The sequence below is a fragment of the Pseudomonas sp. W5-36 genome (genome assembly GCF_046540455.1).
GTDB lineage: Bacteria > Pseudomonadota > Gammaproteobacteria > Pseudomonadales > Pseudomonadaceae > Aquipseudomonas > Aquipseudomonas graminis_B.
This window is the reverse complement of the sequence record NZ_JAXCIQ010000002.1, coordinates 519,476-543,517: the sequence shown is the minus strand read 5'-3', so window position 1 is coordinate 543,517 and position 24,042 is coordinate 519,476. Positions and strand designations below refer to the sequence as shown.

At 61.0% G+C, this 24,042-nt stretch carries 20 protein-coding genes; 10 read left to right on the top strand and 10 right to left on the bottom strand.

The window, feature by feature from the left end; translation table 11 throughout:
• Nucleotides 1–5 precede the first annotated feature (5 nt).
• From SLW74_RS05435 to lpdA, 5 genes are all read right to left on the bottom strand, one after another.
• A complete protein-coding gene (locus SLW74_RS05435; RefSeq protein WP_296305920.1) occupies nucleotides 6–767 on the bottom strand; it encodes a substrate-binding periplasmic protein in 762 nt (253 codons plus the stop codon).
• Between the two features lie 144 nt (nucleotides 768–911).
• Nucleotides 912–2,195 carry a hypothetical protein gene (locus SLW74_RS05430; protein WP_192130607.1) on the bottom strand — a complete coding sequence of 428 codons (1,284 nt, stop codon included), beginning with the start codon at nucleotides 2,193–2,195 and terminating at the stop codon, nucleotides 912–914.
• 13 nt (nucleotides 2,196–2,208) lie between these two features.
• Nucleotides 2,209–3,513, bottom strand: a complete 1,305-nt coding sequence (locus SLW74_RS05425) for an O-antigen ligase family protein (RefSeq protein WP_410928332.1) — start codon at nucleotides 3,511–3,513, stop codon at nucleotides 2,209–2,211.
• 457 nt (nucleotides 3,514–3,970) lie between these two features.
• A complete protein-coding gene (locus SLW74_RS05420) occupies nucleotides 3,971–5,590 on the bottom strand; it encodes a glucan biosynthesis protein D (protein WP_065988095.1) in 1,620 nt (539 codons plus the stop codon).
• Between the two features lie 195 nt (nucleotides 5,591–5,785).
• Complete coding sequence (gene lpdA / locus SLW74_RS05415) at nucleotides 5,786–7,186, bottom strand: dihydrolipoyl dehydrogenase (protein WP_410928331.1); 1,401 nt, start codon at nucleotides 7,184–7,186, stop codon at nucleotides 5,786–5,788.
• Nucleotides 7,187–7,603: 417 nt separating this feature from the next.
• On the opposite strand from lpdA, the gene hflK reads away from it, so the two are divergent.
• The 5 genes from hflK (at nucleotide 7,604) to cfaB (ending at nucleotide 15,101) form a co-directional block, all read left to right on the top strand.
• On the top strand, nucleotides 7,604–9,571 hold the full coding sequence (hflK, locus tag SLW74_RS05410) for a protease modulator HflK (protein WP_410928330.1): 1,968 nt from the start codon (nucleotides 7,604–7,606) through the stop codon (nucleotides 9,569–9,571).
• 11 nt (nucleotides 9,572–9,582) lie between these two features.
• Nucleotides 9,583–10,623 carry a protease modulator HflC gene (gene hflC, locus SLW74_RS05405; RefSeq protein WP_410928329.1) on the top strand — a complete coding sequence of 347 codons (1,041 nt, stop codon included), beginning with the start codon at nucleotides 9,583–9,585 and terminating at the stop codon, nucleotides 10,621–10,623.
• Nucleotides 10,620–11,687, top strand: coding sequence for an SPFH domain-containing protein (locus SLW74_RS05400; protein WP_065988101.1), 1,068 nt, complete (start codon nucleotides 10,620–10,622; stop codon nucleotides 11,685–11,687). The genes hflC and SLW74_RS05400 overlap by 4 nt, the downstream gene beginning before the upstream one ends.
• Before the next feature lie 71 nt (nucleotides 11,688–11,758).
• Entirely contained in the window at nucleotides 11,759–13,639 is a 1,881-nt protein-coding gene (locus SLW74_RS05395; protein ID WP_410928362.1) for a cation-translocating P-type ATPase, read from the top strand.
• Nucleotides 13,640–13,916: 277 nt separating this feature from the next.
• Nucleotides 13,917–15,101 carry a C17 cyclopropane fatty acid synthase CfaB gene (cfaB, locus tag SLW74_RS05390; protein WP_410928328.1) on the top strand — a complete coding sequence of 395 codons (1,185 nt, stop codon included), beginning with the start codon at nucleotides 13,917–13,919 and terminating at the stop codon, nucleotides 15,099–15,101.
• A 126-nt stretch (nucleotides 15,102–15,227) separates the two neighbouring features.
• On the opposite strand, the gene cls is transcribed toward cfaB, so the two are convergent.
• Nucleotides 15,228–16,667: a cardiolipin synthase gene (gene cls, locus SLW74_RS05385; RefSeq protein ID WP_410928327.1), complete on the bottom strand. Its 1,440-nt coding sequence runs from the start codon at nucleotides 16,665–16,667 to the stop codon at nucleotides 15,228–15,230.
• A gap of 174 nt (nucleotides 16,668–16,841) precedes the next feature.
• On the opposite strand from cls, the gene SLW74_RS05380 reads away from it, so the two are divergent.
• Both SLW74_RS05380 and SLW74_RS05375 read left to right on the top strand, forming a co-directional pair.
• Nucleotides 16,842–17,363 carry a DUF3617 domain-containing protein gene (locus tag SLW74_RS05380; protein ID WP_065988113.1) on the top strand — a complete coding sequence of 174 codons (522 nt, stop codon included), beginning with the start codon at nucleotides 16,842–16,844 and terminating at the stop codon, nucleotides 17,361–17,363.
• 245 nt (nucleotides 17,364–17,608) lie between these two features.
• A complete protein-coding gene (locus SLW74_RS05375; RefSeq protein ID WP_410928326.1) occupies nucleotides 17,609–18,847 on the top strand; it encodes an N-acetylmuramoyl-L-alanine amidase in 1,239 nt (412 codons plus the stop codon).
• A gap of 107 nt (nucleotides 18,848–18,954) precedes the next feature.
• Here the strand turns inward: SLW74_RS05375 and SLW74_RS05370 are convergent, their stop codons facing one another.
• Nucleotides 18,955–19,344 carry a glutamine synthetase gene (locus SLW74_RS05370; RefSeq protein ID WP_065988119.1) on the bottom strand — a complete coding sequence of 130 codons (390 nt, stop codon included), beginning with the start codon at nucleotides 19,342–19,344 and terminating at the stop codon, nucleotides 18,955–18,957.
• Between the two features lie 87 nt (nucleotides 19,345–19,431).
• Between SLW74_RS05370 and zigA the strand changes: the two genes are divergently transcribed.
• Entirely contained in the window at nucleotides 19,432–20,634 is a 1,203-nt protein-coding gene (gene zigA, locus SLW74_RS05365; protein WP_410928325.1) for a zinc metallochaperone GTPase ZigA, read from the top strand.
• A 12-nt stretch (nucleotides 20,635–20,646) separates the two neighbouring features.
• On the opposite strand, the gene SLW74_RS05360 is transcribed toward zigA, so the two are convergent.
• Complete coding sequence (locus SLW74_RS05360; protein WP_065988123.1) at nucleotides 20,647–21,018, bottom strand: NADH:ubiquinone oxidoreductase; 372 nt, start codon at nucleotides 21,016–21,018, stop codon at nucleotides 20,647–20,649.
• Nucleotides 21,019–21,069: 51 nt separating this feature from the next.
• Between SLW74_RS05360 and SLW74_RS05355 the strand changes: the two genes are divergently transcribed.
• Nucleotides 21,070–22,032 (top strand): CobW family GTP-binding protein, encoded by a 963-nt coding sequence (locus SLW74_RS05355; RefSeq protein WP_410928361.1) that lies wholly within the window; start codon nucleotides 21,070–21,072, stop codon nucleotides 22,030–22,032.
• A 20-nt stretch (nucleotides 22,033–22,052) separates the two neighbouring features.
• Here SLW74_RS05355 and SLW74_RS05350 read toward each other — a convergent pair whose 3' ends face one another.
• Nucleotides 22,053–22,445, bottom strand: coding sequence for a DUF3301 domain-containing protein (locus tag SLW74_RS05350; protein WP_192130617.1), 393 nt, complete (start codon nucleotides 22,443–22,445; stop codon nucleotides 22,053–22,055).
• Between the two features lie 134 nt (nucleotides 22,446–22,579).
• On the opposite strand from SLW74_RS05350, the gene pdxY reads away from it, so the two are divergent.
• Complete coding sequence (gene pdxY / locus SLW74_RS05345) at nucleotides 22,580–23,446, top strand: pyridoxal kinase PdxY (RefSeq protein ID WP_410928324.1); 867 nt, start codon at nucleotides 22,580–22,582, stop codon at nucleotides 23,444–23,446.
• 19 nt (nucleotides 23,447–23,465) lie between these two features.
• Here pdxY and SLW74_RS05340 read toward each other — a convergent pair whose 3' ends face one another.
• Nucleotides 23,466–23,951, bottom strand: coding sequence for an acyl-CoA thioesterase (locus tag SLW74_RS05340; RefSeq protein ID WP_065988133.1), 486 nt, complete (start codon nucleotides 23,949–23,951; stop codon nucleotides 23,466–23,468).
• Between the last annotated feature and the right edge of the window lie 91 nt (nucleotides 23,952–24,042).

Genomic DNA, 24,042 nt, shown 5'->3' with positions numbered 1-24,042 from the left:
TGCTTTCACTTCGCCGCCTTCGCCCCAGGCAAATACTTGCGTCGAATCCGCTCCAGCTCGCCCGATTTGTTCAGACTGTCGATCGCGCTGTTGATCTGCGGCAACCACGAGGCGTATTGCGGCTGGAGCTTGAACACCAGCGGCGCTTCGCTGAGTCGTGCGCCCTGGACGAACTGGCCGGGATCCAGGTCATGGGCCGAAGTTACTTCATCAAAGATGTCGTCGACCATGGCGATGGCATCCACGCGCCTGCTCTGGAGCAACTTGATCAGCGCTTCATCTTGCGATGTTTCCAGCCGGCTCAAACGGCGCTCCTCGATCGCCGGGTCCAGTGCCCGATAGTTGTAGCCCCGAACCATGCCGATCGTGAGGTGCTCCAGTTGTGCGATGGTCTGGCCGCGGGCAGGGTGATTGGCCAGAAAGTACAGGTGCTCTTTGACCGTGGAATAGGGCTTGGAGAACACGTATCGACGTTGCTCCTCGGGGCTGTTCCAGATCAGCGCGTCGGCAAAGTTGATATCGATCTCGCCCTTGCGCAGCATCGCCTGCAGGCGGTTGACCGGGTAGATCACGAAGGTAACGTCAATGTTTGCCAGTTTCATCACGCGCCGCGCGATGTCGATGGAGATCCCTTCCAGGTGACCGTCCTTGTCTTCATAGGCATACGGCTTCGACTGAGCTCCGCCCGCGACGTACGGTTCAGCCACTGCTGGCAGCATGAGCAGCCCAAGCAACCCGCCAACGATGAATCTTCCTCGAAGCCCCATACGTTCCTCCGGCAGTGTGTCTGCCCAAGGTCGTAAAATAGCAGTAAGACATGTCCAGTAAATGTCGTATTGCCACTATCTGGATCTGCAGCACATAAAAAAACCCGCGCTGACAGGTCAGGCGGGTTTGCACAGGTGCGGTCGTCAGGCGTCTGGACTTAGGCGAATGACTTTCGGAAACTCCGTCAGCGTCAGTCGGGCCGAGCAACGCTGGGCATCGCACACCCACTGCTGCGCGGAGTCGGTCATGCCTTTATCCGGCGTTTGCGTATCGAGGATGCGCACCGGTTTATTTTTCATGGCCGCGGCGCTGATGCTGACTTCGTGTTCGCGACCGCTGACCCACGCCACCATAATCCGCTCGCGGCCATTGCTGAATGCCAGTTGGAAGACGCCGTCGGACTGGAGGCTGTTTGCCGGCTCGTAGTTGAAATCAGGCAGATAAGGGCTGATGGCCTTGAGCACCGAATAAGCCGGTTTAGCGCGAAGATCGGCATCAAGCAGGCCGAAGTTGTGCTCCTGCTCGGTGCGGTTGGTGCCATCGTTGATCAGGTCATACCACCACATGCCTTTGACGTTCGGCAGCGTGCGAATGAGGAAGTACGCACGCGCCAGGTACGCAGACTGGCGCTCGGCGCTGACGCCGCAATTGCCATTGTGGCTCGGCCAGCTCATCTCGGTCAGATACAGCGGCACCGGCCTGCCGACCTTGGCGCTGATTCGACGGTCCAGATCTCGCATCCAGCCGACCCAGCTCTCCGGCGTGTTGCGGTAGCTGCCTTCGCAGTGCACATATGGGTGCAGCGAGAGGCCATCGGCGTACTTCATCACCCCTGCAGCCAGGATGCGGTCAACGAACCCACTCTTGATGCCCATGCTCGTTACGGCACCGGCGAGTACGAGCGCCTGGGGGTTATTCTTGCGAATGATCGGTGCCGCGTCCCTGACCAGCGTCACGTAGTCATTGCTCAAGCGCGGATCGGCCGGGCCGTCCAGGTCCCACTCGTTCCAGACCTCATAGAACCTGACCGGATTGCCCAACTGGCGAGTGAGGTAGTCCACGTATTTCAGGTACGGAATCTTGACCTCAGGCTTGCGGGGCTTGGCGCCGCCCTGATACGAGCTGCCGTAGCCGAGAATGACCATCGGGGCAAGATTCAGCCCCTTGGCAGTGCTCAGCCATGCGCGCCACGGCGCAATGATCTGCATCTGACCCCGTACAGGTTCGGCCGTAGACCAGAAGGCGTCATCGCGAATGGACGTGACGCCAGCCGCTTTCGCCATCTGAAGACTGCGCAGCGGTTGCCCGGTGTTATTCATCGAATGGGTGGCAACGCCTACGATAAAAGGCTCGGCCGTGGCGACATTGGCAGCGCACAGGGCGGCCATCAGTGCCAGGCCGCTCAGGCCGATGCTGCGAAAGCTCATAGGAGTGCCTCAGTCAACTCAGGCCCGGCAGGCCATTCCACGTGGGCAACTCATGGGACTTTGGGGCCGGTTGTCTAACCCGCGATTTCATGGCCAGCGCATGGCCGATTGCCATGCCCAGGAACATGTTGGCGAGGGTAACTTCCAGCGTATCGGTCGTCCAGCTGACAATGCAGATGCAAAAACCCGTCACCAGCAACGCCTGGCCGTAACGGCTGACGCTGTCGGCCAGGATGAAAAACAACGGGAGGTGCAGGGCGTAGAGAAACAGCCCGACCAGCCCAAACGTCGCCCACAGGTAAACCACGGTGCTGTCGGTAACCATGAAGATGTCGGCGCCGGGCACCGGGAAGGCGGCCACGGCACTGCCAACCAGCCCGAAGCCAACACCGGTGAGCGTTCGATCATCGTCCATCAGCGTCCGAATCACGTTGGGCCAAGTGTTGATCAACCGGTCATAGATAGATGCCAGCGAACTGGTGGCCGAAATTTTGTTGGCATCGAAGTCGGTCATCATCGCCACGAAGGGCAGCGACATGCCGAGTACGACCGCGACAACGATGGTCGCCCGTGCTGTCCAGCGAAACCGCAACATCAGCAGCAGGCCGGTACCGCCAATGAACGCCAACGCTGGCGCCTTGCTGGTGGTCAATATCACGCCGGCGAGGCCGATCACGCAGACTGCCAACCCGAGCAACTTCGAGCGCAGGGTCGCCATCAGGTACAGGCTGAGAACCGAGATGATGATGGCCAGTGAGCTGGAGATTCGCGCGAATCCAGCCGGGCGGTCCATGTCTTCGGAGGTCCATGCGGTGTTGGCGCTCAGCTCGGTGCCGCCGACGGTGTAGCTGTAGCCCTTCCACGGCAGACTGACGTACCGGTCGAGGGCAATCCCGCCCAGCGAAGCCAGCAGGCACAAGGCAATCGCCCACATGAACAGGCGCTTGTGGCGGATGATCTGGTCACCGCAGGCGATCCCGAACAGCAGCGGGCTGATCCCGTACAGCGCAAATGCGAAGTTCCCGGCCTGGGCGCCATTCAGCGCTGCCCATCCCGCCGACAGCAACAGCACCAGCAGGCTCAGCCAGACCCCCGGCCCGGCTTTGAAGCTGCGCAGCTCCAGTGCGAAGAACAGCAGACACGCGACCTTCGGGGCATAGAGCAATACGGAAATGCCTGCCTGATCCAGATAGAAACGCAGAGCCCCGTTGAAGGTCTCGACCAGCATCAGGCTGATCGCAACCAGCGCGATCGCCGTGGATTTATCGAATGACAGCAAAGAAGGTTTTTCAACGTAAGCGGGGGAAGTCGACATCATGTGCAGCCCCTCGGGAGCATTTGTACGTGTGATAAGCGTCAGCGTGCGAGCAGGCCGCCGGGCGGAAAAGCTACTGCCCAGAGGAGCGGCAATGGCCGTCGATGGCATGCAATCGCGATGATTTTTGGGAGTCGCAGCGGGGGAGGAGAAGGGCGTTTCGGTCCCCTCGCAAACGGCACGACAGGGATATATCAGCCGCAGATCGGGGGGCTGTCAATCAATTAGTCAAATTTACGGACATATTTAGTGGTGGCTAAATATCATAAATCGTAAGTCATTGATTCTTATAGCGGATAGAAAATTGACGCTGTTAAAAAGAGAAGAAATCCCGGTATGGCGACGGCTTTCTATGACTCATTTTCGTTACAAGTGCGACGCATTCACCGCTGAATATTCAGCGGCGAATACGCCGTCTCGCGAGCAAGCTGAATGCCGCTACGCCATTAGCTGATCACACTCAGGTGTAGCGGCGCTTGTCCGGTGCGGGAGGGAAATACTGATACAGCCAGGTTTCACTCAGCGTGCGGTCACCGGTTTTGATGAACATGCGCATCTCCACCGGCTCCACGGAGTCGCTGGTCGGGTACCAGTCGAACGTCACGCGGAAACCCTTGATGTCGGGCAGTACCAGCACATTGAAATCCTGGATTTTGCCGTGGGACACGGTGACCACCGGCTCGATGCCCGAACCTTCCGGCAGTCGGTCCAGCCCGCCGCCGTTGAAGTCCACGGCAAAGCGCCGCGCCCAGACTTCCGGGTAGTGTTCGCCCGGCGCCCAGCCTTCGATGAACCCGCCCATGCCTGAACGCGTCGCGTGCACTTGAGCCAGTGGTGTGCTGACCGGAGGCAGCGGGCTCCAGTAAAGCTTGTAGCCATAATTCATCGACATGCCTGCCTTGACCGGCACTTTCGGGTTCCAGAACGCGACGATGTTATCCAGGGTCTCACCCGTGGTCGGCAGTTCCAGCAAATCGATTGAGCCCTCGCCCCAGGCCGTCGTCGGTTCGACCCACAGGCTCGGCCTGCGGTGGTACCAGTCCACGGTGTCCTGGTAGGTCTTGAAGTCATGGTCGGTCTGCACCAGGCCAAAGCCTTTCGGGTCTTTGTCGGCGAAGGCGTTGAACTGGATCTTGGCCGGATTATTGAGTGGGCGGCAGATCCATTCGCCATTGCCGCGCCACATCGCCAGCCGGTCGGAGTCGTGGATCTCCGGGTGAAGGGTGTCGCACATGCGGCGCTCGTGTGTGCCGCAGCTGAACATGCTGGTCATGGTCGCAATGCCCAACTGCTCGATGTCGGCTCGGGCATTGATGTGCGCATCGATGTCCATCACCACGCGGTCGGCCTGGCAATCGATGTCGAAGCGGTACGCGCCCGTCGCGCTGGGAGAGTCCAGCAGCGCGTAGACCACAAAGCGCGTGGCGTCTTTGGTCGGTTTCTCGAACCAGAATTGCGTGAAGTCAGGGAATTCTTCGGGGCGATGGGCGTAGGTGTCGATCGCCAGACCCCGGGCGGAAAGACCGTATTGCTTGTTGCTGTCGATGGCGCGGAAGTAACTGGCGCCCAGGAATGACAGAACGTCGTTGATGGCGATCTCGGGGGCTTTGAACAGCTTGAACCCGGCAAAGCCCAGGTCGCCCTTGAGCTGACTCTGGTCGATGCGACTGGCTTCGTAGTTGAACAGCTCAGGGCGGAAATGCACTTCACGCGCCTGCTGGGTCGCCGGGTCGACGCTGTACATGCGCACCGGCGTCTTGAACCCTGCGCCGACGTGGAAGAAATGCACGTCCAGCTGGCCTTTCACGTCGTTCCACAGTGAGTGACCGGCGTCGTACTTGATCGCATTGAACTGCTGAGGCGTCATGTTCGCCAGGGTAGGCGGCAGGTTCTGCTTGGTGCTGACGTAAGGCTTGCCGGCCATCTGTTTGGCGTTGTCCTGCAAGGTCTTGAAGTCAAAGTGTTCGATGTCGCCATCGGCCGCCGCAGCCAGCGCGCGTGCCGCATAAAGACCTGAGGCGGGCAGCGCGCTATAGGCTGCCAGCGCCATGGACGCTTTCAAGAGATTCCTGCGATTCATATGGTGAAGCCTCTGAAGATGCTGTGCCTTCCTGCACAAAAAAGTGCGCTTTCCCAATCCTTGCTGAACGCAAATTACCAACAAACAGATAACAATCTCGGCATCTTGTTCGCGCAACGGGGAAAAAAATCGTTTCAGGGCACAACTTGTTTTGCTTCAGCGTCTTGCTCGCGCGGCCGATTTTGGCCGCGCACTTCAAGCCTGCGTGGTATGTCCCCCTACGGCCATTGCCGCTTGGCGCAGCGCCTCGGACCTTGTCGGATGGGGGTGGCAGGTCAGGGCGATGTCTTCAGCAGAGGCCGCGAACTCCATCGCCACGCAGTACTCGGCGATCATCTCGCTGACGCTTGGGCCGACGAGGTGTACGCCAAGAATCTCGTCAGTGCGCTCATCCGCCAGCACTTTCGCGAAGCCGTCCGTTTCGTGATTGACCCTGGCGCGGCTGTTGGCGCTGAACGGGAATTTGCCGACTTTGTAAGCGCGACCTTCCTCCTTCAGTTGCTCTTCCGTCTTGCCGACGCTGCCCAGTTCGGGCTGGGTGTAGATGACATTGGGGATCAGGTTGTAATTCAGCTCACCCTTCTTGCCAACAATGCGCTCGACACACACGCCGGCTTCGTCCTCCGCCTTGTGCGCAAGCATCGCGCCGGACGTGACGTCGCCAATCACCCAGATGCCCTCCACCGCCGTGCGATGCCCCGTGTTGGGCAGGACGCCGCGCTTGTCTACTTCCAGCCCGACGGTTTCCAGGCTCAGTCCTTTCGTCACCGGGCGACGGCCGATGGACACCAGCACGTAGTCCGCTTCGATCTGTTCGGCTTCGCCTCCGGCGGCGGGTTCCACGGTCAGGGTGACGCCGGTTTCCGCGGCGACGGCAGAGGTGACCTTCGAGCCGAGTTTGAACGCCATCCCCTGACGCGACAGTGAGCGATGCAGCGTCTTGCCCGCCTCAAGGTCGGTGCCGTGGGCGACATGGTCGAGAAATTCGACCACCGTCACCTTCGCCCCCAACCGCCGCCAGACCGAGCCCAGCTCGAGACCGATGACCCCCGCGCCAATCACCACCAGATGCCTGGGCACTTCGCTCAACGACAGCGCGCCGGTGGAATCGAGAATACGTTTGTTGTCGATGGTCACGCCTGGCAGGGGCGTCGGCTCGGAGCCGGTGGCAATGATGATGTCCTTGGCGGTCAGCTCGGTTTCGACACCTGCAGCATCGGTGACGATGACCTTGCCGGGCCCGGCGAGGCGGCCCCAACCCTTGATCCACTCAGCCTTGTACTTGCGAAACAGAAACTCGATGCCCTTGGTCAGGCCTGTCACGCTTTCAGCCTTTTGCGCCATCATCCGGGTCAGGTTCAGTGTCGGCGTGACCTCGATGCCGAGCTTCTTGAATTCCTCGCCCGTCGCCGCCTCATACAGCTCCGAGGCGTGGAGCAACGATTTGGAAGGAATGCATCCTACGTTCAGGCATGTGCCGCCCAGCGTTTCACGGCCTTCGATGCACGCCACTTTCAGGCCTTTCTGGCCCGCATGGATCGCCGCGTTGTAGCCGCCGGGGCCGCCGCCGATGATGACAATGTCGTAGTGACTCATGAACGTACTCCTCGAGGAATCCAGCAATGGAGGGAAGCGTAGCCGTGTCTGGACAAATGTCGCACATCACCTGGACGGCTTAAATGATGGCTGTAATATTTCTCCCCGTGTACTTCAAAGTCAAGTGCGTGGACCCGGCGCTATTCCTCGCGCATCTCGCAGGACCGGCTTAGCGGGGAAGGCGCCCTCGGTTTGGTCGGGGATGTGAGCCAATGCGACTGCAGTGAATGTTCACCTGTCTGCTGGCTGTCTGACCCCGCATTCAGGGCTGCGCAAATGAATAATCAGACGAAAATTTCACGACTTCTGTTATATCGTAACGCCCTGTGTCAGCGTGGCTGTAAGCAGTGCCACGCAACGCCTGCGAGCGGGCGGGAGGGGTGATGATTACAGCGTTAAACGGGCTTTGGAGTTTCAATGCGGGTTGATCTGGATGATGAGGGCGCTGCACCGTCAAGCCTGCCACGGTTTCAGCGAGCGGCTGTGCAATCGCGGCGTCTTTTACGGCTGACGTATCTGACAGGAGCGGTGGGCGTCATCGGCCTGGTGGTGTCGCTTTTTGTTGACCTCTTTTCTCCCAACTCGCTGTGGACGGCGGTGCTGACCAACAGCGCCACGAGCCTGCTCGTGCTGGCGGCGGCATTGCAGTCGGCGCAAGTGGTCAGCCAGTGGCGCGCCGACGTCATCGCACCCCCTTCCGCAGCGGCTTCTGGCGATGAAGCGCTGCTTCACACCGAAGAGCAGGGCTGGTACGACCGCGTGCTCGGCCGCATCAGCGGCGCCGGCACCTCAATGGTCGGCCAGGTTGGATTGCCGGTGTTCTGGCTGGCGGGCTGGGCGTTGCTGTCGCTGATCAGTATTGGTCTGATCTGGAACCTTGCTTTGGCAGGCAGCAATGTCGGCCTTGTCGGCAACGTGGTCGGCGGCCTGCTGCTGTTGATCGGGTTTGCGCTGTTGGTGCTGGAGCGGCAATTCAGCAATGAGTCCGAGGCAGGTTGGCCAGAAGCCGAGCAGTTGGCGCAGATCACCAAGGTCGCCATCGGTACGCTGTTGGTCACGTCGTTCTGCCTGTTTTTCTCCTCCGTTGATCGCGTATGGCCGGCCCGGCTTGCGGTGTTGATTGGCCTGTTGCCTGGGCTGGTCGCCATCGAGTTACTGATCCGCGCGTTCTTGTCCGTCTTCAGCCCGCGCAATGAGCGTCTAGAGCCGCGCTTGATCGTCAGCAGCTTCGTCGCCGGTCTGTTGCGCTGGCCACCACGCCCACTGCTGGCGCTGCAAAACGAATTGCACAACCGTTTCGGCATCGACCTGCGGCAGATCTGGGCGTTTACCTACATGCGCCGCGCCTTTCTGCCGGTGATGGCGGTCATCGTCGGTTTGGGCTGGTTGCTGAGCGGTGTTCACGAAATTCCCATGCAGGGCCGTGGCGTTTACGAGCGGTTTGGCAAACCGGTTGAAGTCCTGGAGCCCGGTCTGCATGCCGGTTTGCCCTGGCCGTTCGGAACAGTACTGGCGGTGGAAAACGGTGTGGTCCACGAGCTGGCGACCAGCGTCGCGGAGGGGGCGGGCGCAGAGCTGACCCTTGACCCTGCCGAAGGCCCGCCGCCTGCCATTGCCAACCGGTTATGGGACGCCACGCACATCAATGACAAGTCGCAAGTGATCGCCAGCGGCTCCGGTGCCAAGCAGAGCTTCCAGATCGTCAACATGGACGTACGCTTTGTGTATCGCATCGGTTTGACGGACGAGGCCGCACTGGCCGCAACGTACAACAGCGCCGACATCCCCAGTCTGATTCGCAGCACCGCCAGCCGCGTGCTGGTGCACGATTTCGCCTCGCGCACCCTCGACGAATTGCTCGGTGAGCAGCGCAATGATCTGGCGGCTGACATCGGCGATGCGGTACAGCGGGACCTGAAAAAACTCGACAGCGGCGTGGAAATTCTCGCGACCGTGGTCGAGTCGATTCATCCACCGGCCGGCGCAGCCAATGCCTATCACGCGGTCCAGGCCGCACAGATCAGCGCCCAGGCACTCATTGCCCGGGAGCGTGGCGCGGCGGCCGATCAGGCCAATGTGGCGCAATTGCACGCCAGCATGGCCCATGACCAGGCGGCCGCGAGTTCGCGGGAAGTCATGGCGACGGCGCAAGGTGCGGACTTGCGTTTCAGCGCCGAACGACAGGGCTACGCCAAAGCGGGCCAGGCGTTCCTGCTGGAGCAGTACTTCAGTCAGCTGACCCAGGGCCTGACCCACGCCAAATTGCTGGTACTGGATCATCGGCTCGGTGGCACCAGCGCGCCGACCATCGATCTGCGTTCCTTTACCCTCCCGGTCGACCCCGCAGCGTCGACCCCGTCAGCTGAACAGCCCTCGGCTGAATAAGGAGTCGTCTCTTGAGTCTGTTTCATTCCCACGATCACCACGACCATTCCGGTCACGACCACGCAGGCCATGGTCATGGCGGCCACCATCACGGTCATCACCATGGCGAAGCCTCCGGCCCTGCTGTCTTTCCGTGGCGTCGTGCTGCGTTGGCAGCGGTGCTGATTGCCTTCGCGGTCGCGGCGGCGAGTCTGGTGCAGGTGCGCTCCGGGGAGGCGACGGTCATCACGCGCTTCGGCAATCCGGCGCGGGTGCTGCTCGATCCCGGCCTGAGCTGGCGCTGGCCGGCGCCATTCGAAGCGGCGATCCCCGTCGACCTGCGTTTGCGCACCACCTCAAGCGGCTTGCAGGACGTCGGCACCCGTGACGGCCTGCGCATCATCGTTCAGGCGTACGTGGCCTGGCAGGTGCAGGGCGATCCGGACAACGTGAAGCGCTTCATGCGCGCCGTGCAAAACCAGCCGGACGAAGCGGCCCGGCAGATCCGCACCTTCGTCGGCTCGGCACTGGAAACCACCGCCGCGAGTTTTGATCTGTCGAGCCTGATCAACACTGACGCCCATCAGGTGCGCATCGCTGATTTCGAAAACCAGCTGCGTCAGCAGATCGATAAGCAACTGCTGACCACCTACGGGGTTCGCGTCCTGCAAGTGGGTGTTGAACGTCTTACGTTGCCGTCGGTAACCCTCAACGCGACGGTCGACCGCATGCGCGCCGAGCGCGAGACCATCGCCACCGAGCGCACCGCCATCGGCAAACGCGAGGCGGCGCAGATCCGCTCTGCCGCCGAACGCGACGCGCGGATTGTCGAGGCCGACGCCACTGTGAAAGCCGCCGACATCGAAGCGCAATCCCGCGTTGAAGCGGCGCAGATTTACGGTCGCGCCTACGCCGGTTCACCGCAGCTGTACAACTTGCTGCGCTCGCTGGACACCCTCGGCACCGTGGTGGGGCCGAGCACCAAACTGATTCTGCGCACCGATGCCGCGCCGTTCCGTGTCCTCGTGGACGGCCCGCCGACCTTGGATGGCAAGGTTGGAACGCAGCCATGACCGAGCAAGACACGGCGCACATCGAGCGGCCGGTGGTGAACAGTCCATGGCTGCAGGCCAGCCGGCTGGCGTTTTTGGGGCTGTATGTCGTGACCCTGCTGGCAGCGCTCGGCTGGGCTGTCTCCAATGTGCGGGAAATCGACCCACAGAACCGCGCCGTGGTGTTTCGCTTCGGTGAGATGGATCGCGTGCAGAACGCCGGTTTGCTGCTGGCCTGGCCGCAGCCGTTTGAGCAAGTGGTGCTGTTGCCTTCTGCTGACCGCGTGATTGAGCGCCATGTCGAAACATTGATGCGTTCACCCACTGCGTTGGCGGCCGACAAGATCACCAGTTTTGCGACGCCGATGAGCGACGCACTGGCAGGTTCGGGTTATCTGCTTACGGGCGACGCCGGTGTCGTACAACTCGACGTGACGGCGTACTACAAAGTGACGGACCCACGGGAGTTCGTGCTCCAAGGCGAACACGTGCTGCCGGCACTGGACCGTCTGGTCAATCGCAGCGCCGTCAGCCTCACGGCGGCGCGGGATCTGGACACCATTCTGGTGGCGCGTCCCGAGCTGGTGGGCTCTGACAGCCAGTCTGCCGAGCGTCGCGAACGCCTGCGCGGCGATCTGGTGCAGGGCATCAATACGCGGCTTGGCGAGCTGACGGCCACTGGCGTGGGTCTGGGCGTTGAAGTCGTGCGTGTCGACGTGCAGTCCAGTCTGCCGGCTGCGGCGGTGAATGCGTTCAACGCGGTGCTGACTGCCAGCCAGCAAGCCGATCAGGCCGTGGCGAACGCGCGCACGGACGCAGAGAAACTCAACCAGACCGCCAATCAGCAGGCCGACCGCACGCTGCAGGTCGCCCATGCCCAAGCGTCTGAACGGCTGGCCAAGGCGCAGACCGACACCGCAGCAGTGACCGGCCTGGCGATGTCGATCCAAAACAAGAGCGATCCCGGGTTGCTATTGCGGATCTACCGCGAGCGGGTGCCGGCCATCCTGAAACAGGCGGGTTCAGTGACCACGGTCGACCCCCGCGACGATTCCCGCCTGATCATTCAGGGAGCTGACAAATGAGTGGCGAAGCCGTACACAACCATTCCCACGACCCTGCTCACCCGCATGCCGAGCCCGACGCGCCCGGCAGCATGCTCACCAGCCGTGAACAGCGAAGCGCAGCCCGACAGTTGACGCTGGCGATGCTTGCCCTCGGCCTGCTCGCGCTGGGGCTGGTGTGGCGATTTTTCTCGCCCGAGCAAGTCGGCGTCAGCCAGTTGCTGTTGGGCGCCGCCTCGCTGTTGGTCGCCATCCCGGTGGTCAGCGCCGGCTGGCACAGCTTGCGGTACCCAAGCCTGCACGGCATTACTGACCAATTGATCGCACTGGCCATGCTGGGCGCGTGGGCGACGGGCGATTTGATGACCGCCGCGTTGCTGCCGATCATCATGATTTTCGGCCACGTGCTGGAAGAGCGCAGCGTGATCGGCTCCCAGGAAGCCATTCAGGCATTGGGCCGTCTGACCCGCAGCCACGCCCGGCTGATCGATAAGGATGGCTCCATTCGCGAAGTCGACAACGGTACGCTGGTGGCCGGTGATCGCGTCGAAGTGCGCGCCGGTGACCGTGTCCCGGCCGACGGCTTGGTGGTCTCGGGGCAGGCCAGCCTCGATACGGCGCCCATCACCGGAGAGTCGGTTCCGCTCGAAGCGCGCGCCGGCATGAAAGTCTTCGGCGGTGCGATCAACCTCGACGGGCTGCTGCGCATTGAAGTGACGCGCATTGGCAACGAGTCGACCCTGGGCAAGGTCATCGCACTCATGCAAAGTGCCGAACGCTCCAAACCGCCCATCACTCGCCTGTTGGAAAAGTACGCGGGCAGCTACATGGTGCTGGTGCTGCTGATTGCGGCCGTGACCTGGTTCATCACCAATAACGCCCAGGCCATGCTGGCGGTATTGGTCGCTGCCTGCCCTTGCGCGCTGGTGCTGTCAGCGCCGGCGACAGCCATCGCCGGTATTGCAGTCGCCGCGCGTCACGGCATTTTGATCCGCAGTTCGGCTTTCCTTGAAGAACTGGCCGACCTCACTTCACTGGTCGTCGACAAGACCGGCACGCTGACCTACGGCAGTTTGCGTCTGCAATCGGTTCAAGCCGAGGAGGGCGCGGGCGACGACGTCATTGAGCTGGCGGCAAGCCTGGGCTCGGCGAGCAGCCACCCGGTCAGTCGCGCGCTGGCCACGTTGGTGGACAAGGATCATCTGCTCCCACTGGACGACATTCGAGAGCGCCAGGGGCTGGGCGTGGTTGCGCAGACCGCGCGGGGTGAAGCCGCGTTGGGGCGGCCTGAGCTGTTCGCGCAGATGGGCATCGCGACCTCGCCGATCCCCGATCACGATGGCCCGATTGCCGGGCTCGCGGTCAATGGCCACTTCCTGGCCTGGCTGCTGCTGGCCGACAGCCTCAAGCCCGAGGCGCGTCAGGCGCTCAGTGAACTGCGCGAACTGGGCATGGGTCGGCAGTTACTGCTGACGGGGGATCGCCAGAGTGTCGCCGACAGCCTCGGTCAGGAGGTCGGCATCAGTGATATCCACGCTCAGGCGTTGCCCGAGGACAAGCTGAATCGGGTGCTGAGCGAAATCAAAAAAGGCTTTCGCCCGATGGTCGTCGGCGATGGCATCAACGACTCTCTGGCGCTCAAGGCCGGGGTGGTTGGGGTGGCGATGGGCGCGGGCGGTGCGGATATCGCGCTGGCCTCCGCCGACATCGTGTTGATCGGCAGTGACCTGCGCCGGCTGGGCACCTGTGTGCGGCTGAGCCGTCAGTGTCGCCACACCCTGCAAGTGAACGTGATCATTGGACTGGGCTGGACGCTGGCCATTGTCGCCATGGCGGCTTTCGGTGTGCTGGGTGCCGCAGGCGCCATGATCGCGGCGGTTTTGCATAACCTCAGCACGCTGCTAGTGCTGGGTAATGCTGGGCGACTGCTGCGTTTCCACGAGCCCATCGCGAAGTTTCACAATCCTTCCTAAGCCATATTCCCCGGCGCCTGCATCGAAAGCGCCGGGTTAGAGGGCTCCCCTAAGTATTAAAATTCGCTTGAGCTTTGAAGAACTCTGTTACAAATTAAGTTCATTCTCGTTCGGGGTGCTCCATTTGCAGGCGTCACATTGGCTCGAATTCTGGGGCACGAGGTTGTACCCGTTGTAGATTCGTCGTCGTTCAAACAAGCCGATCGCCTGACGGCTCCTGGTCTGGAGCCGGTTATGGACTACCCTTTTCCATGTAGCTGGATCAGGGGGATTTCATATGCTCGCGCAACTTCCACCGGCGTTACAGAACCTTCATTTGCCGCTGCGTCTCAAGCTCTGGGACGGCAACGAGCTCGACTTGGGAAATGATCCCCGCGTCACGATCGTGGTTAAAGACCCGTCCCTCGTTTCCGATTTCACCCACCCGAGTTTGGGCCTTCTGGGCAGCGCTTTCGTTGAAGGCCGGCTTGAGCTGGAAGGGTCAATCAGCGAAGTGGTCCGGGTGTGCGACGAGCTGACCAAAGCGCTGGTAGACGAGGGCGATGACCATCTCCCGGTGCGCACCGAGCACGACAAGGCCACCGACGCCGCGTCGATTTCCTACCACTACGACCTCTCCAACGACTTCTACCGCTTGTGGCTGGACCGGGAGATGGTCTACTCCTGCGCCTACTTCAAGACCGGCAACGAGACGCTCGATCAGGCGCAACAGAACAAGTTTCATCACCTGTGCCGCAAGCTGCGCCTCAAACCGGGGGAGTACCTTCTCGACGTGGGTTGTGGCTGGGGAGGGCTTTCCCGCTTTGCCGCGAGTGAGTACGGCGTCCGGGTGTTCGGCATCACGTTAAGCCGTGAGCAACTGGCGCTTGCCCAGGAGCGGGTGCGCGCGGACGGTCTGCAGGACCGTGTCGAACTGCAGCTGCTCGACTACCGGGATCTGCCCAGGGACGGCCGCTTCGACAAGGTCGTCAGCGTCGGCATGTTCGAGCATGTCGGCCACGCCAATCTCGAGCTGTACGCAAAGTGTTTGTTCGGTGCGGTGAAGGAGGGCGGTCTGGTGATGAACCACGGCATCACCGCCAAGCACACCGACGGGCGACCTGTCGGGCGCGGCGCGGGAGATTTTATTGATCGCTATGTGTTTCCCAATGGTGAGCTGCCGCACCTGTCGATGATCACCGGATTCATCAGCGAGGCCGGGCTGGAGGTGGTCGATGTAGAAAGCCTGCGCCTGCACTACGCCAGGACGCTGGAGCACTGGAGCGCCCGTCTGGAGGAGAAGCTCGACCTCGCCGCTGCGATGGTGCCGGAGCAGGCACTGAGGATCTTCCGGTTGTACCTGGCTGGTTGTGCGTATGCGTTTTCCAAGGGCTGGATCAATCTGCACCAGGTTCTCGCGGTCAAGCCGCATGCGGATGGCAGCCATAATTTGCCGCTGACCAGGGACGATATCTACGCGTAGTTGCTAAAACTTGTGGGAGCGAGCTTGCTCGCGAAGACGTCGGTACATCCATCGAATCATCGGTGGTTGAAATACCGTCTTCGTGAGCAAGCTCACTCCCACACTTGGCGTACTGCTCAATCACATCTACAGAATCGGCGAAATCAGCCTGGCAATGCGCATTCCCAACTGCTGAAGGTGATGGGTCTCTTTGCTCTCTTCACTGGAGATTTCGTGGGAGAGGGCGAAGTCGTCGATCAACATGGTTTCGACCTCGCGTGCGAAATCCTCATCCACGGTCAAGAGCATGAGTTCGAAGTTGAGCCGGAACGAACGATTGTCCAGGTTGGCGCTGCCGATCGCCGAGATCGCGTTATCCACCAGCACCACTTTCTGGTGCAGGAAGCCGGGTTTGTAGCGAAAGATGCGAACGCCTGCGCGGACGGCTTCAAACGCAAACAAGCTGGAGGCGGCATAGACCGTGTAGTGATCTGGACGCGACGGCAGCAGCAGGCGCACATCCACGCCGCGCAGGACCGCCAATCTCAGCGCCGCCGACACGGCTTCGTCGGGAATGAAATAGGGTGTGGTGATCCACACCCGTTCGGTCGCCGCATGAATGGCTTCGACGAAGAACAGCGAGCAGGTTTCCTGCGCATCGGCCGGGCCGCTGGCAAGTAACTGGCACAGTACGCCGTCTTCCGGGTAGCTGTCGGGCAGGATCAGCGGGGGGATTTCACGAGTCGCCCAGAACCAGTCCTCGGCGAACGATTCCTGCAAGCACGCCACGACAGGTCCGACAACGCTAACGTGAGTGTCGCGCCATGGCGCCAGCGGCGGCTTGAGGCCGAGGTACTCATCGCCCACGTTGTGCCCGCCAACGAAGCCTTTGATGCCATCCACCACGACGATCTTGCGGTGGTTACGGAAGTTGATCTGGAAGCGCGTCAGCCAGCCGCCCCGTGTGGCAAAGGCCTTGATCTGAACGCCACCGGCACGCAGTTTGTCGATGTAGCGCGCCGGTAACGCATGGCTGCCGATGCGGTCGTAGAGCACATGAATCGCTACGCCTTCAGCGGCTTTTTCCAGCAACAGCCCTTGCAGTCGGCGACCGAGATCATCGTCATGGATGATGAAAAACTGCACGAACACCACTTCCCGGGCGCTTTTGATGGCCTCGAAAATCGCACCGAATGTTTCATCCCCGTTGATCAACAGCTTCACTTCGTTGTTCGCCAGACACGGCATGCGGCCCAGTTTTGGCATCGCGCGCAGCGAGCGATAAGCGTCCGAGCGCCGCGCGGCCACCGCCTCTTCAATCCATGGCTTCCAGTTGAAGTCGGCGATCGCTGTGCGCATCTCGGTGTTCGCCTGACGCCGTGCTTTGATGTAGGCATCGAACGTACTCCGCCCGAAAACAAGGTACGGGAGGAGGGCGACATAAGGGATGAAAATGAGGGGCATCGCCCAGGCAATAGAGCCCTGAGCAGTACGTACGGTGAGTAAGGCGTGGATTGCTGCGACAATGCCCAGCAGGTGAGTGAAACCCAGCAAATAGCCAAAGAAATACGGGCTGTGGTAATCCATGCGCAACCTTGTGCTAGAAGCTTATTGGTGTCTAACAGACCACACTGCACCAGGATTGTCGCTATTTTATTGCGGGTGCAACTGGCTACCCGATCTGCCGTCTAACCGTCATCGTTCAGTGGCTTGCAAGCAGGCCGCATCAAGATGCCCAAGAGTAATAAAGGAACCCGATTCATGAAAAAGCGCGTACTGGCGTTGATGGTTTGTCTGACTGCCCCCTTCGCCCAGGCGCAGGTATTGCAGCCGGGGCTGTGGGAGTTGAGTTCTAGCAACATGCAGGTCGACGGTCAGCAGATGCCGGACCTGCAGGTGATGCTGTCCCAGCTGCAAATGATGGCGCCGCAGCAGCGCGCGGCCATGGAGCAAATGCTGGAAAAACAAGGCGTTACTCTGGGTGGTAAGGGCGTACGTATTTGCCTGACCCAAGAGCAGGTCAAGAATGAGCAGATCCCGCTGACCGATCCGAAGTCGGGCTGCACCCAGCAGATCACCGAACGTACCGGCGCTACCTGGAAATTCAAGTTCAGCTGCCCTCGCGCTCAGGGCACCGGCACTGCACAGTTCCTGAGTGACCGTGAGTTCAATACCCACGTCATTGGCTCCTTCAACGCTACAGGGCAGCAGCAGAACGGCAGCATGGACACCCGAGCTGTTTGGCTGGGCCAGCAATGCGGAACGGTAAAACCGAGAACCTGATTCACAATGTTCCATAAGCGCCCTGACTTGCCAGGGCGTTTTTGTTGGTGCAGACAGCGGGTCGTGTTCCACGTGGAACATGGTGTTGTTTCACATGAGCTTTTCCGCCTTATGCGTTGATGAGGCTCACTAAAACCCCGCCGATCTTATAAAAAGCTTCATCTTCGTCCGATAGCCCGGCTGTTATATTGTAACTATCGCCCTCCATCTCTGAGCCGGGATGCTCAACGCCATCGGAACGTGCCATGCACCGACGTCAAATGCTGCTCAACATGCTTTTGGCCAGCGCCGCCTTTGCGCTTCCATTCTCAGTCAACGCGACGCAGATCCGAAACGCTCGACTGTGGCGTTCCGATAGCAAGCTGCGTCTGGTGTTCGACCTGAGTGGCCCGGTGCAGTACAAGACCTTCACGCTCAGCGCGCCCGAGCGGATCATCATTGATGTCAGCGGCGCGCGGCTTGAGGGCAACTTCAGTCAGCTGGCGCTGGAAAACACGCCGATCAAGTCCATTCGTTCCGGCCACTTCGGTCAGAGCGATACGCGCATCGTGCTCGACCTGACATCCCCCGTGCAGATCAACAGCTTCCTGCTGGGTCCCGATGGCGCGCAAGGCAACCGGCTGGTTCTTGATCTGGGGCATGACGTACTTGCCCGTCCGCCGGTGCAGTTGGCTGCAGCCGCACCGTTGGCGAAGGAGCCTCTCGCTCAGTCCGCGGGAAGGGACCGTTCCAAGCGCGACATCATGGTGGTCGTCGACGCAGGCCACGGCGGCAAAGACCCTGGCGCCGTCGGCTCGAAGGGTGAGCGGGAGAAAGACGTCGTGCTGTCCATCGCGCAGTTGCTCGCCAAGCGTTTGAAGCGCGAAAAGGGTTTTGATGTGCGCCTGGTTCGCAATGACGACTTCTTCGTTCCGCTGCGCAAGCGCGTGGACGTCGCGCGCAAATACAACGCTGACATGTTCATTTCGGTCCATGCCGACGCAGCGCCTCGTTTGACGGCTTCCGGCGCGTCGGTGTTTGCCTTGTCGGAGAACGGCGCGACCTCCGCGACAGCGCGCTTCATGGCCCAGCGTGAAAACGGCGCCGACCTGATCGGCGCGACCAGCCTGTTGAACCTGAAAGACAAGGATCCGATGCTGGCCGGTGTGATTCTCGACATGTCGATGAACGCCACGATCGCCGCGAGTCTGGATCTGGGTCACACCGTACTGGGCAGCCTGGAAGGGATCACGACGCTACACCAGAAGCGCGTGGAACAGGCCGGTTTTGCGGTGCTGAAATCACCGGATGTCCCATCGATTCTGGTCGAGACCGGCTTCATCTCCAACAGCCGTGACAGTCAGCGCCTCGTCACTGCGCGCCATCAACAGGCCGTGGCCGATGGTTTGTTTGATGGCATGAAGCGCTACTTCGAGCGCAATCCGCCAGCAGGGTCATATGTGGCTTGGCGCCAAGCGCAAAAGGCGAATGAGGCGTTGGTCTGACGGACTACGTCATGAGGCAGAATGTACAAGTTCGCTCTCATCAAACTTGACACCACTGCAGATGCACCTGGCTGAACACCCATTGTGGGAGCGCCGAGGAATCGGGGTCACCGACAGCCCATCACTCGGTCGCAGGTAATCTTGGTCCGGCTCCCGCTTGAACTGGACACCCGACTGATCGTCGTCCACCCCACTTTCCGGGTATAACCCACCCACGTCTCGCCGTCCGATGCCAGCCCGGTAAAAAACGTCAGCGAGCCATAACGGCTGTTGGTCTGCGCCCAGCGGCGCTTGCCCACGCTTTCGAAGCCGCGCACGAACATCGTCTTCCCTGCCACCGCCACGCTGTACGTGTTGTCGTCGGCATCGGTGCAGGCCAACAGCGTCGCAGTGCGCGTGCACAACGACTTGTCCAGCCTAGGCGAGGGTGGCAGGGCGAACGCCTGCGTACTCAGCACCAGCGAACACCCTGCCAACAACCCAAACCACCGCGTCATGAGGCTGCCTTCAAAAAAGATTAGCGCATTTGTATCGTTATACTATAACGTAAAAAGCGATCGCAACCGTACTCTGGTGAAACCTTCATGAACCGCCTTCCCGTTACCGTTCTGTCCGGCTTTCTTGGCGCTGGCAAAAGCACGCTGCTGAACCACATTCTGCGCAACCGCGAAAACCTGCGCGTCGCGGTGATCGTCAACGACATGAGCGAGATCAACATCGACGGGAGCGAAGTTCAGCGGGACGTCAGCCTCAATCGGGCGGAAGAAAAACTGGTAGAGATGAGCAACGGCTGCATTTGCTGCACCCTGCGCGAAGATTTGCTTGAAGAGGTCAGCCGGCTGGCCCATGAAGGCCGCTTTGACTATCTGCTGATCGAGTCCACGGGCATTTCCGAGCCGCTTCCCGTGGCGGAGACCTTTACCTTCCGTGATGAACAGGGCCGGAGCCTGGCCGATGTTGCCCGTCTCGACACGATGGTGACGGTGGTCGATGGCCTGAATTTTCTGCAGGACTTCAACGCTGCAGAAAGCCTGGCTACACGTGGCGAGACCCTGGGCGAGGAGGACGAGCGGGCGATCACTGATCTGCTGATTGAGCAGGTCGAGTTCGCCGACGTGATCCTGATCAGCAAGATCGACCTGATCAGCTCTACCGATCGCCGGGAACTGATGGCCATTTTGCGTCGCCTCAACAGTCAGGCGGAGATTCTGCCCATGGTCATGGGCGCCGTGCCCCTCGGCAAGATTCTCGACACGGGCCGTTTCGACTTCGAGCGCGCGGCGCAGGCACCGGGCTGGCTCAAGGAATTGCGTGGCGAACACGCGCCGGAGACTGAAGAGTATGGCATCGCATCCACGGCTTATCGGGCGCGTCGGCCCTTTCACCCCCAACGCTTTTTCGACTTCCTGAATGCGCCGTGGGAAAACGGCCGTCTGCTGCGCTCGAAGGGGTTTTTCTGGCTCGCCAGCAAGCACGAGGACGCGGGCAGTTGGTCCCAGGCCGGCGGCTTGATGCGTCATGGTTTCGCCGGTCGTTGGTGGCGCTTCGTGCCCAAAGCGCAGTGGCCGCAGGATGACGAAAGCACCCAGGTGATCATGCGCAGCTGGGAGGCGGAGACCGGCGATTGCCGTCAGGAACTGGTGTTCATCGGTCAGAACATCGACTTCGGTCGGCTGGCTGCCGAGTTGGATGAATGCTTGCTGACCGACGCCGAGATGGCGGCCGGCGTCGCGTGCTGGCGCTCGATGCCTGATCCGTTCGGCGACTGGTATGGCGACGCGGCCTAAAACCGGTCCGACTTACTGCGTTTTCCAGATGCCTTTGCTCTGCTGCTCGCAGAACGGTTTGAGAAACGCCGCGTCGCTGGCCACGCCGTAATAGTGAATGTTCTGCCGATAAGGCATATTGGCCACCTGCGCGTTGCTGCACTGGCCAAATGAACCGGAGGGGCACTGTTCCGAATACGTGACCTCGGTTTTCTGATCCTTGAGCTGGGGTTTGCAGAAGCCGTCATGGAACAGGTCTGGCGGAATGTTCAGGTTTTCCTGACAGACTTTGACGTCCACTCGCTCGCCTTGGCTGCGTACAACGCACGACTCGGCCCAGACCTGCGCCGACGTCATCGCCAGCAGCGCCCACGCCAGCCCCATGGGCAGCCTGATTATTCGCATCAATTACCTCCGTCAGCGCTCACTTCAGGAGCGAACTCAAGAATGGCCGACATGCTGCAGAACATCCCCACTCATGTCATTGCAGGCCCTTTAGGTGCTGGCAAGACGAGCCTGATCAGGCATCTTCTCGAGCAGAAACCTGCGCACGAGCGCTGGGCTGTGCTGATCAATGAGTTCGGCCAGATAGGCCTGGATGCGGCACTGCTGACGACCGGCGACGATGGTATCGCACTTGGTGAGGTGGCTGGCGGTTGCCTGTGCTGCGTCAACGGCGCGCCTTTTCAGGTGGGGCTCGGCCGGTTGTTGCGCAAGGCCAAACCGGACCGCCTGCTCATCGAGCCCTCCGGGCTGGGGCATCCGGTTCAGTTGATCAAGCAACTACATGAAGCGCCCTGGATCGGCGTGCTGGCGATCCGGCCCAGTGTCATGGTGCTCGACGCCCAGGCGCTCGCCCAGGGCAAAACGCTGCCTGACACCCAGCAAGACGCCCTGGCGCAGGCGGGCCTGTTGGTGTTGAACAAGTCTGATGGACTGGACGCGTCGACGCGAACGGCGATTACAGATGGACTGCCTGTTCGGCCGCTGCGCTGGACTGATCACGGCGCGTTGTCTCTGAATGCGTTGCCCGGCATCGACGTCAACGCTCACGCTGGCTCTGACAATCCGGCCATCCCTCGGTCATTGGCGCAACTCCCCGCAACGTGGTCGGACCCGATGGCGCCGGTGTGCCTGAGCCAGCAACAGGCGGAGGGCTGGAGCATTGGGTGGCGCTGGCACCCTGAGCGGGTATTCGATGCGGCAAAGGTGCAAGGCTGGCTGCAACCCTTGGGCTGGCGGCGCGCCAAGCTGGTTATCCACAGCGAGAAGGGGTGGATCTCAGGCAATGCGCTAAACGGGAGTTCGCTGGAATGGACGTCGAGTGAGTGGCGCAGAGACTCTCGCCTTGAGCTGATCTTCGAGAAGCCCCAGGACGAGGCCGCTTTGCAGACAGCACTGGCGGCCTGTCTGCTTTAAAGCGAGTTATCCACAGCGGATCACTGTTTCCACTTGTTGTGTTCCTGACGCCACTGGCTCAGCTGGATAATTTCGGCCGTGGGCTTGGGGTCTTTGATCTCGAACGGGTAGGGCGCCAGTTCGATCTGCGCCGCATGGGCACCAAACATGGTGATCGTGCCGGGATGCCGATGTTCACCGGTGACGGTGAACTCGAAGTTATACACCCGTGCCAGGCGCTTGCGGCCCTCATTGTCGCGCTTGAAAGCGAGTTTCTTCAGCGCGACGTTGCCGTCGAGCAGTTCGAGCTCAAGTTTGGCGCAGTGCTGTTTGACGCGTTCGAGCGCCCGTTCACGCAGGCCATGGGCGTGCCACAGCCAGGCGCCGGCGGTCGCCAGCAGCATGAGGACGAAAATGTTGCCCAGGGTCAGCATGGAAAAGGAACTCCAACAGAAGACTTGCAGCTTAACTGCGTCGGGTGACAGACAGCCATAGCCCGAAAGTTTAATTTCGCTTCACTTCGTCCGGCATCGCCACTACTGTGCTTTCCCGGTCTCAGGAACCTGTCATGAAACGCACGCCCCATCTACTCGCCATCCAGTCGCACGTCGTGTTTGGTCACGCCGGCAACAGCGCAGCCGTGTTCCCTATGCAGCGTATCGGCATCAATGTCTGGCCGTTGAATACCGTTCAGTTCTCCAACCACACCCAGTATGGCCACTGGGCGGGGGAAGTCCTGGCGCCGCAGCAGATTCCGGCGCTGGTCGAGGGGATTGCCGCGATAGGCGAGTTGGGGAATTGCGACGCGGTGCTGTCGGGTTATCTGGGCAGCGCAGCGCAGGGGCGGGCGATTCTGAGCGCCGTTGCGCAGATCAAACGTGCCAACCCGCGCGCGCTGTATCTGTGTGATCCGGTGATGGGGCACCCGGAGAAGGGTTGCATCGTGCCCCAAGAGGTCAGCGATTTCCTGCTGGACGAGGCCGCTGCAGTCGCCGACTTTCTGTGCCCCAATCAGCTGGAGCTGGACAGCTTCTCCGGCCGCAAACCCGAATCGTTGCTCGACTGCGTGGCCATGGCGCGGGCGTTGCTGGCCCGAGGTCCGAAGGCGGTGGTCGTCAAGCACCTGGCCTACCCGGGGAAACCTGCGGACGGCTTTGAAATGCTGCTGGTGACCGAGGACGAAACCTGGCACCTGCGCCGGCCGCTCCTGGCATTCCCTCGACAGCCAGTGGGTGTGGGAGATCTGACGTCCGGGCTGTTTCTGTCGCGGATTCTGCTGGGTGACGACCTGCGCAGCGCCTTCGAATTCGCGGCCTCAGCAGTGCATGAGGTGCTGCTGGAAACCCAGGCCTGCGGCAGCTACGAGCTGGAGCTGGTGCGCGCGCAGGACCGAATCGCTCACCCGCGCGTCAAGTTCGAAGCCGTCCGGTTGTAGAGCGAATCCCGGCGCTGGCTTAAACGGGCTCATCCTTGATTTCACGATAACGCTTCTCCAGTTCCTGACGGATCTGGCGGCGTTGTTGTGCCTGCACGTAACGGCGCTTGTCTTCGCTGTTGGTCGGTGTCAGCGGCGGTACGCCGGCAGGTTTGCGCTGGTCGTCCACCGCCACCATGGTGAAGAAGCAACTGTTGGTGTGACGAACCGAGCGTTCGCGGATGTTTTCGGTCACCACCTTGATGCCTACTTCCATGGACGTATTGCCGGTGTAGTTGACCGATGCCAGGAACGTGACCAGCTCGCCGACGTGAATCGGCTCACGGAAAATCACCTGATCCACCGACAGCGTCACGACATAGCGTCCCGCATAACGGCTCGCGCACGCGTAAGCCACTTCATCGAGGTACTTCAGCAGCGTCCCGCCGTGCACGTTGCCGGAGAAGTTGGCCATGTCCGGGGTCATCAATACAGTCATCGACAGCTGGGCGTTTCCGGGTTCCATAGCGTGCTCACGGTCTAAAAGGGTCAGAAGGCACCTTGCTCAGGTGCTCGAATTGCAGATTGGCTACAAAACCATCGATACCGGGACGCCA

Coding starts and splice junctions, on each gene's coding strand:
- SLW74_RS05435 (WP_296305920.1), bottom strand. CDS start 767: ATGGGGCTTCGAGGAAGATTCATCGTTGGCGGGTTGCTTGGGCTGCTC.
- SLW74_RS05430 (WP_192130607.1), bottom strand. CDS start 2,195: ATGAGCTTTCGCAGCATCGGCCTGAGCGGCCTGGCACTGATGGCCGCC.
- SLW74_RS05425 (WP_410928332.1), bottom strand. CDS start 3,513: ATGATGTCGACTTCCCCCGCTTACGTTGAAAAACCTTCTTTGCTGTCA.
- SLW74_RS05420 (WP_065988095.1), bottom strand. CDS start 5,590: ATGAATCGCAGGAATCTCTTGAAAGCGTCCATGGCGCTGGCAGCCTAT.
- lpdA (WP_410928331.1), bottom strand. CDS start 7,186: ATGAGTCACTACGACATTGTCATCATCGGCGGCGGCCCCGGCGGCTAC.
- hflK (WP_410928330.1), top strand. CDS start 7,604: ATGCGGGTTGATCTGGATGATGAGGGCGCTGCACCGTCAAGCCTGCCA.
- SLW74_RS05400 (WP_065988101.1), top strand. CDS start 10,620: ATGACCGAGCAAGACACGGCGCACATCGAGCGGCCGGTGGTGAACAGT.
- SLW74_RS05395 (WP_410928362.1), top strand. CDS start 11,759: ATGCTCACCAGCCGTGAACAGCGAAGCGCAGCCCGACAGTTGACGCTG.
- cfaB (WP_410928328.1), top strand. CDS start 13,917: ATGCTCGCGCAACTTCCACCGGCGTTACAGAACCTTCATTTGCCGCTG.
- cls (WP_410928327.1), bottom strand. CDS start 16,667: ATGGATTACCACAGCCCGTATTTCTTTGGCTATTTGCTGGGTTTCACT.
- SLW74_RS05380 (WP_065988113.1), top strand. CDS start 16,842: ATGAAAAAGCGCGTACTGGCGTTGATGGTTTGTCTGACTGCCCCCTTC.
- SLW74_RS05375 (WP_410928326.1), top strand. CDS start 17,609: ATGCACCGACGTCAAATGCTGCTCAACATGCTTTTGGCCAGCGCCGCC.
- SLW74_RS05370 (WP_065988119.1), bottom strand. CDS start 19,344: ATGACGCGGTGGTTTGGGTTGTTGGCAGGGTGTTCGCTGGTGCTGAGT.
- zigA (WP_410928325.1), top strand. CDS start 19,432: ATGAACCGCCTTCCCGTTACCGTTCTGTCCGGCTTTCTTGGCGCTGGC.
- SLW74_RS05360 (WP_065988123.1), bottom strand. CDS start 21,018: ATGCGAATAATCAGGCTGCCCATGGGGCTGGCGTGGGCGCTGCTGGCG.
- SLW74_RS05355 (WP_410928361.1), top strand. CDS start 21,070: ATGCTGCAGAACATCCCCACTCATGTCATTGCAGGCCCTTTAGGTGCT.
- SLW74_RS05350 (WP_192130617.1), bottom strand. CDS start 22,445: ATGCTGACCCTGGGCAACATTTTCGTCCTCATGCTGCTGGCGACCGCC.
- pdxY (WP_410928324.1), top strand. CDS start 22,580: ATGAAACGCACGCCCCATCTACTCGCCATCCAGTCGCACGTCGTGTTT.
- SLW74_RS05340 (WP_065988133.1), bottom strand. CDS start 23,951: ATGGAACCCGGAAACGCCCAGCTGTCGATGACTGTATTGATGACCCCG.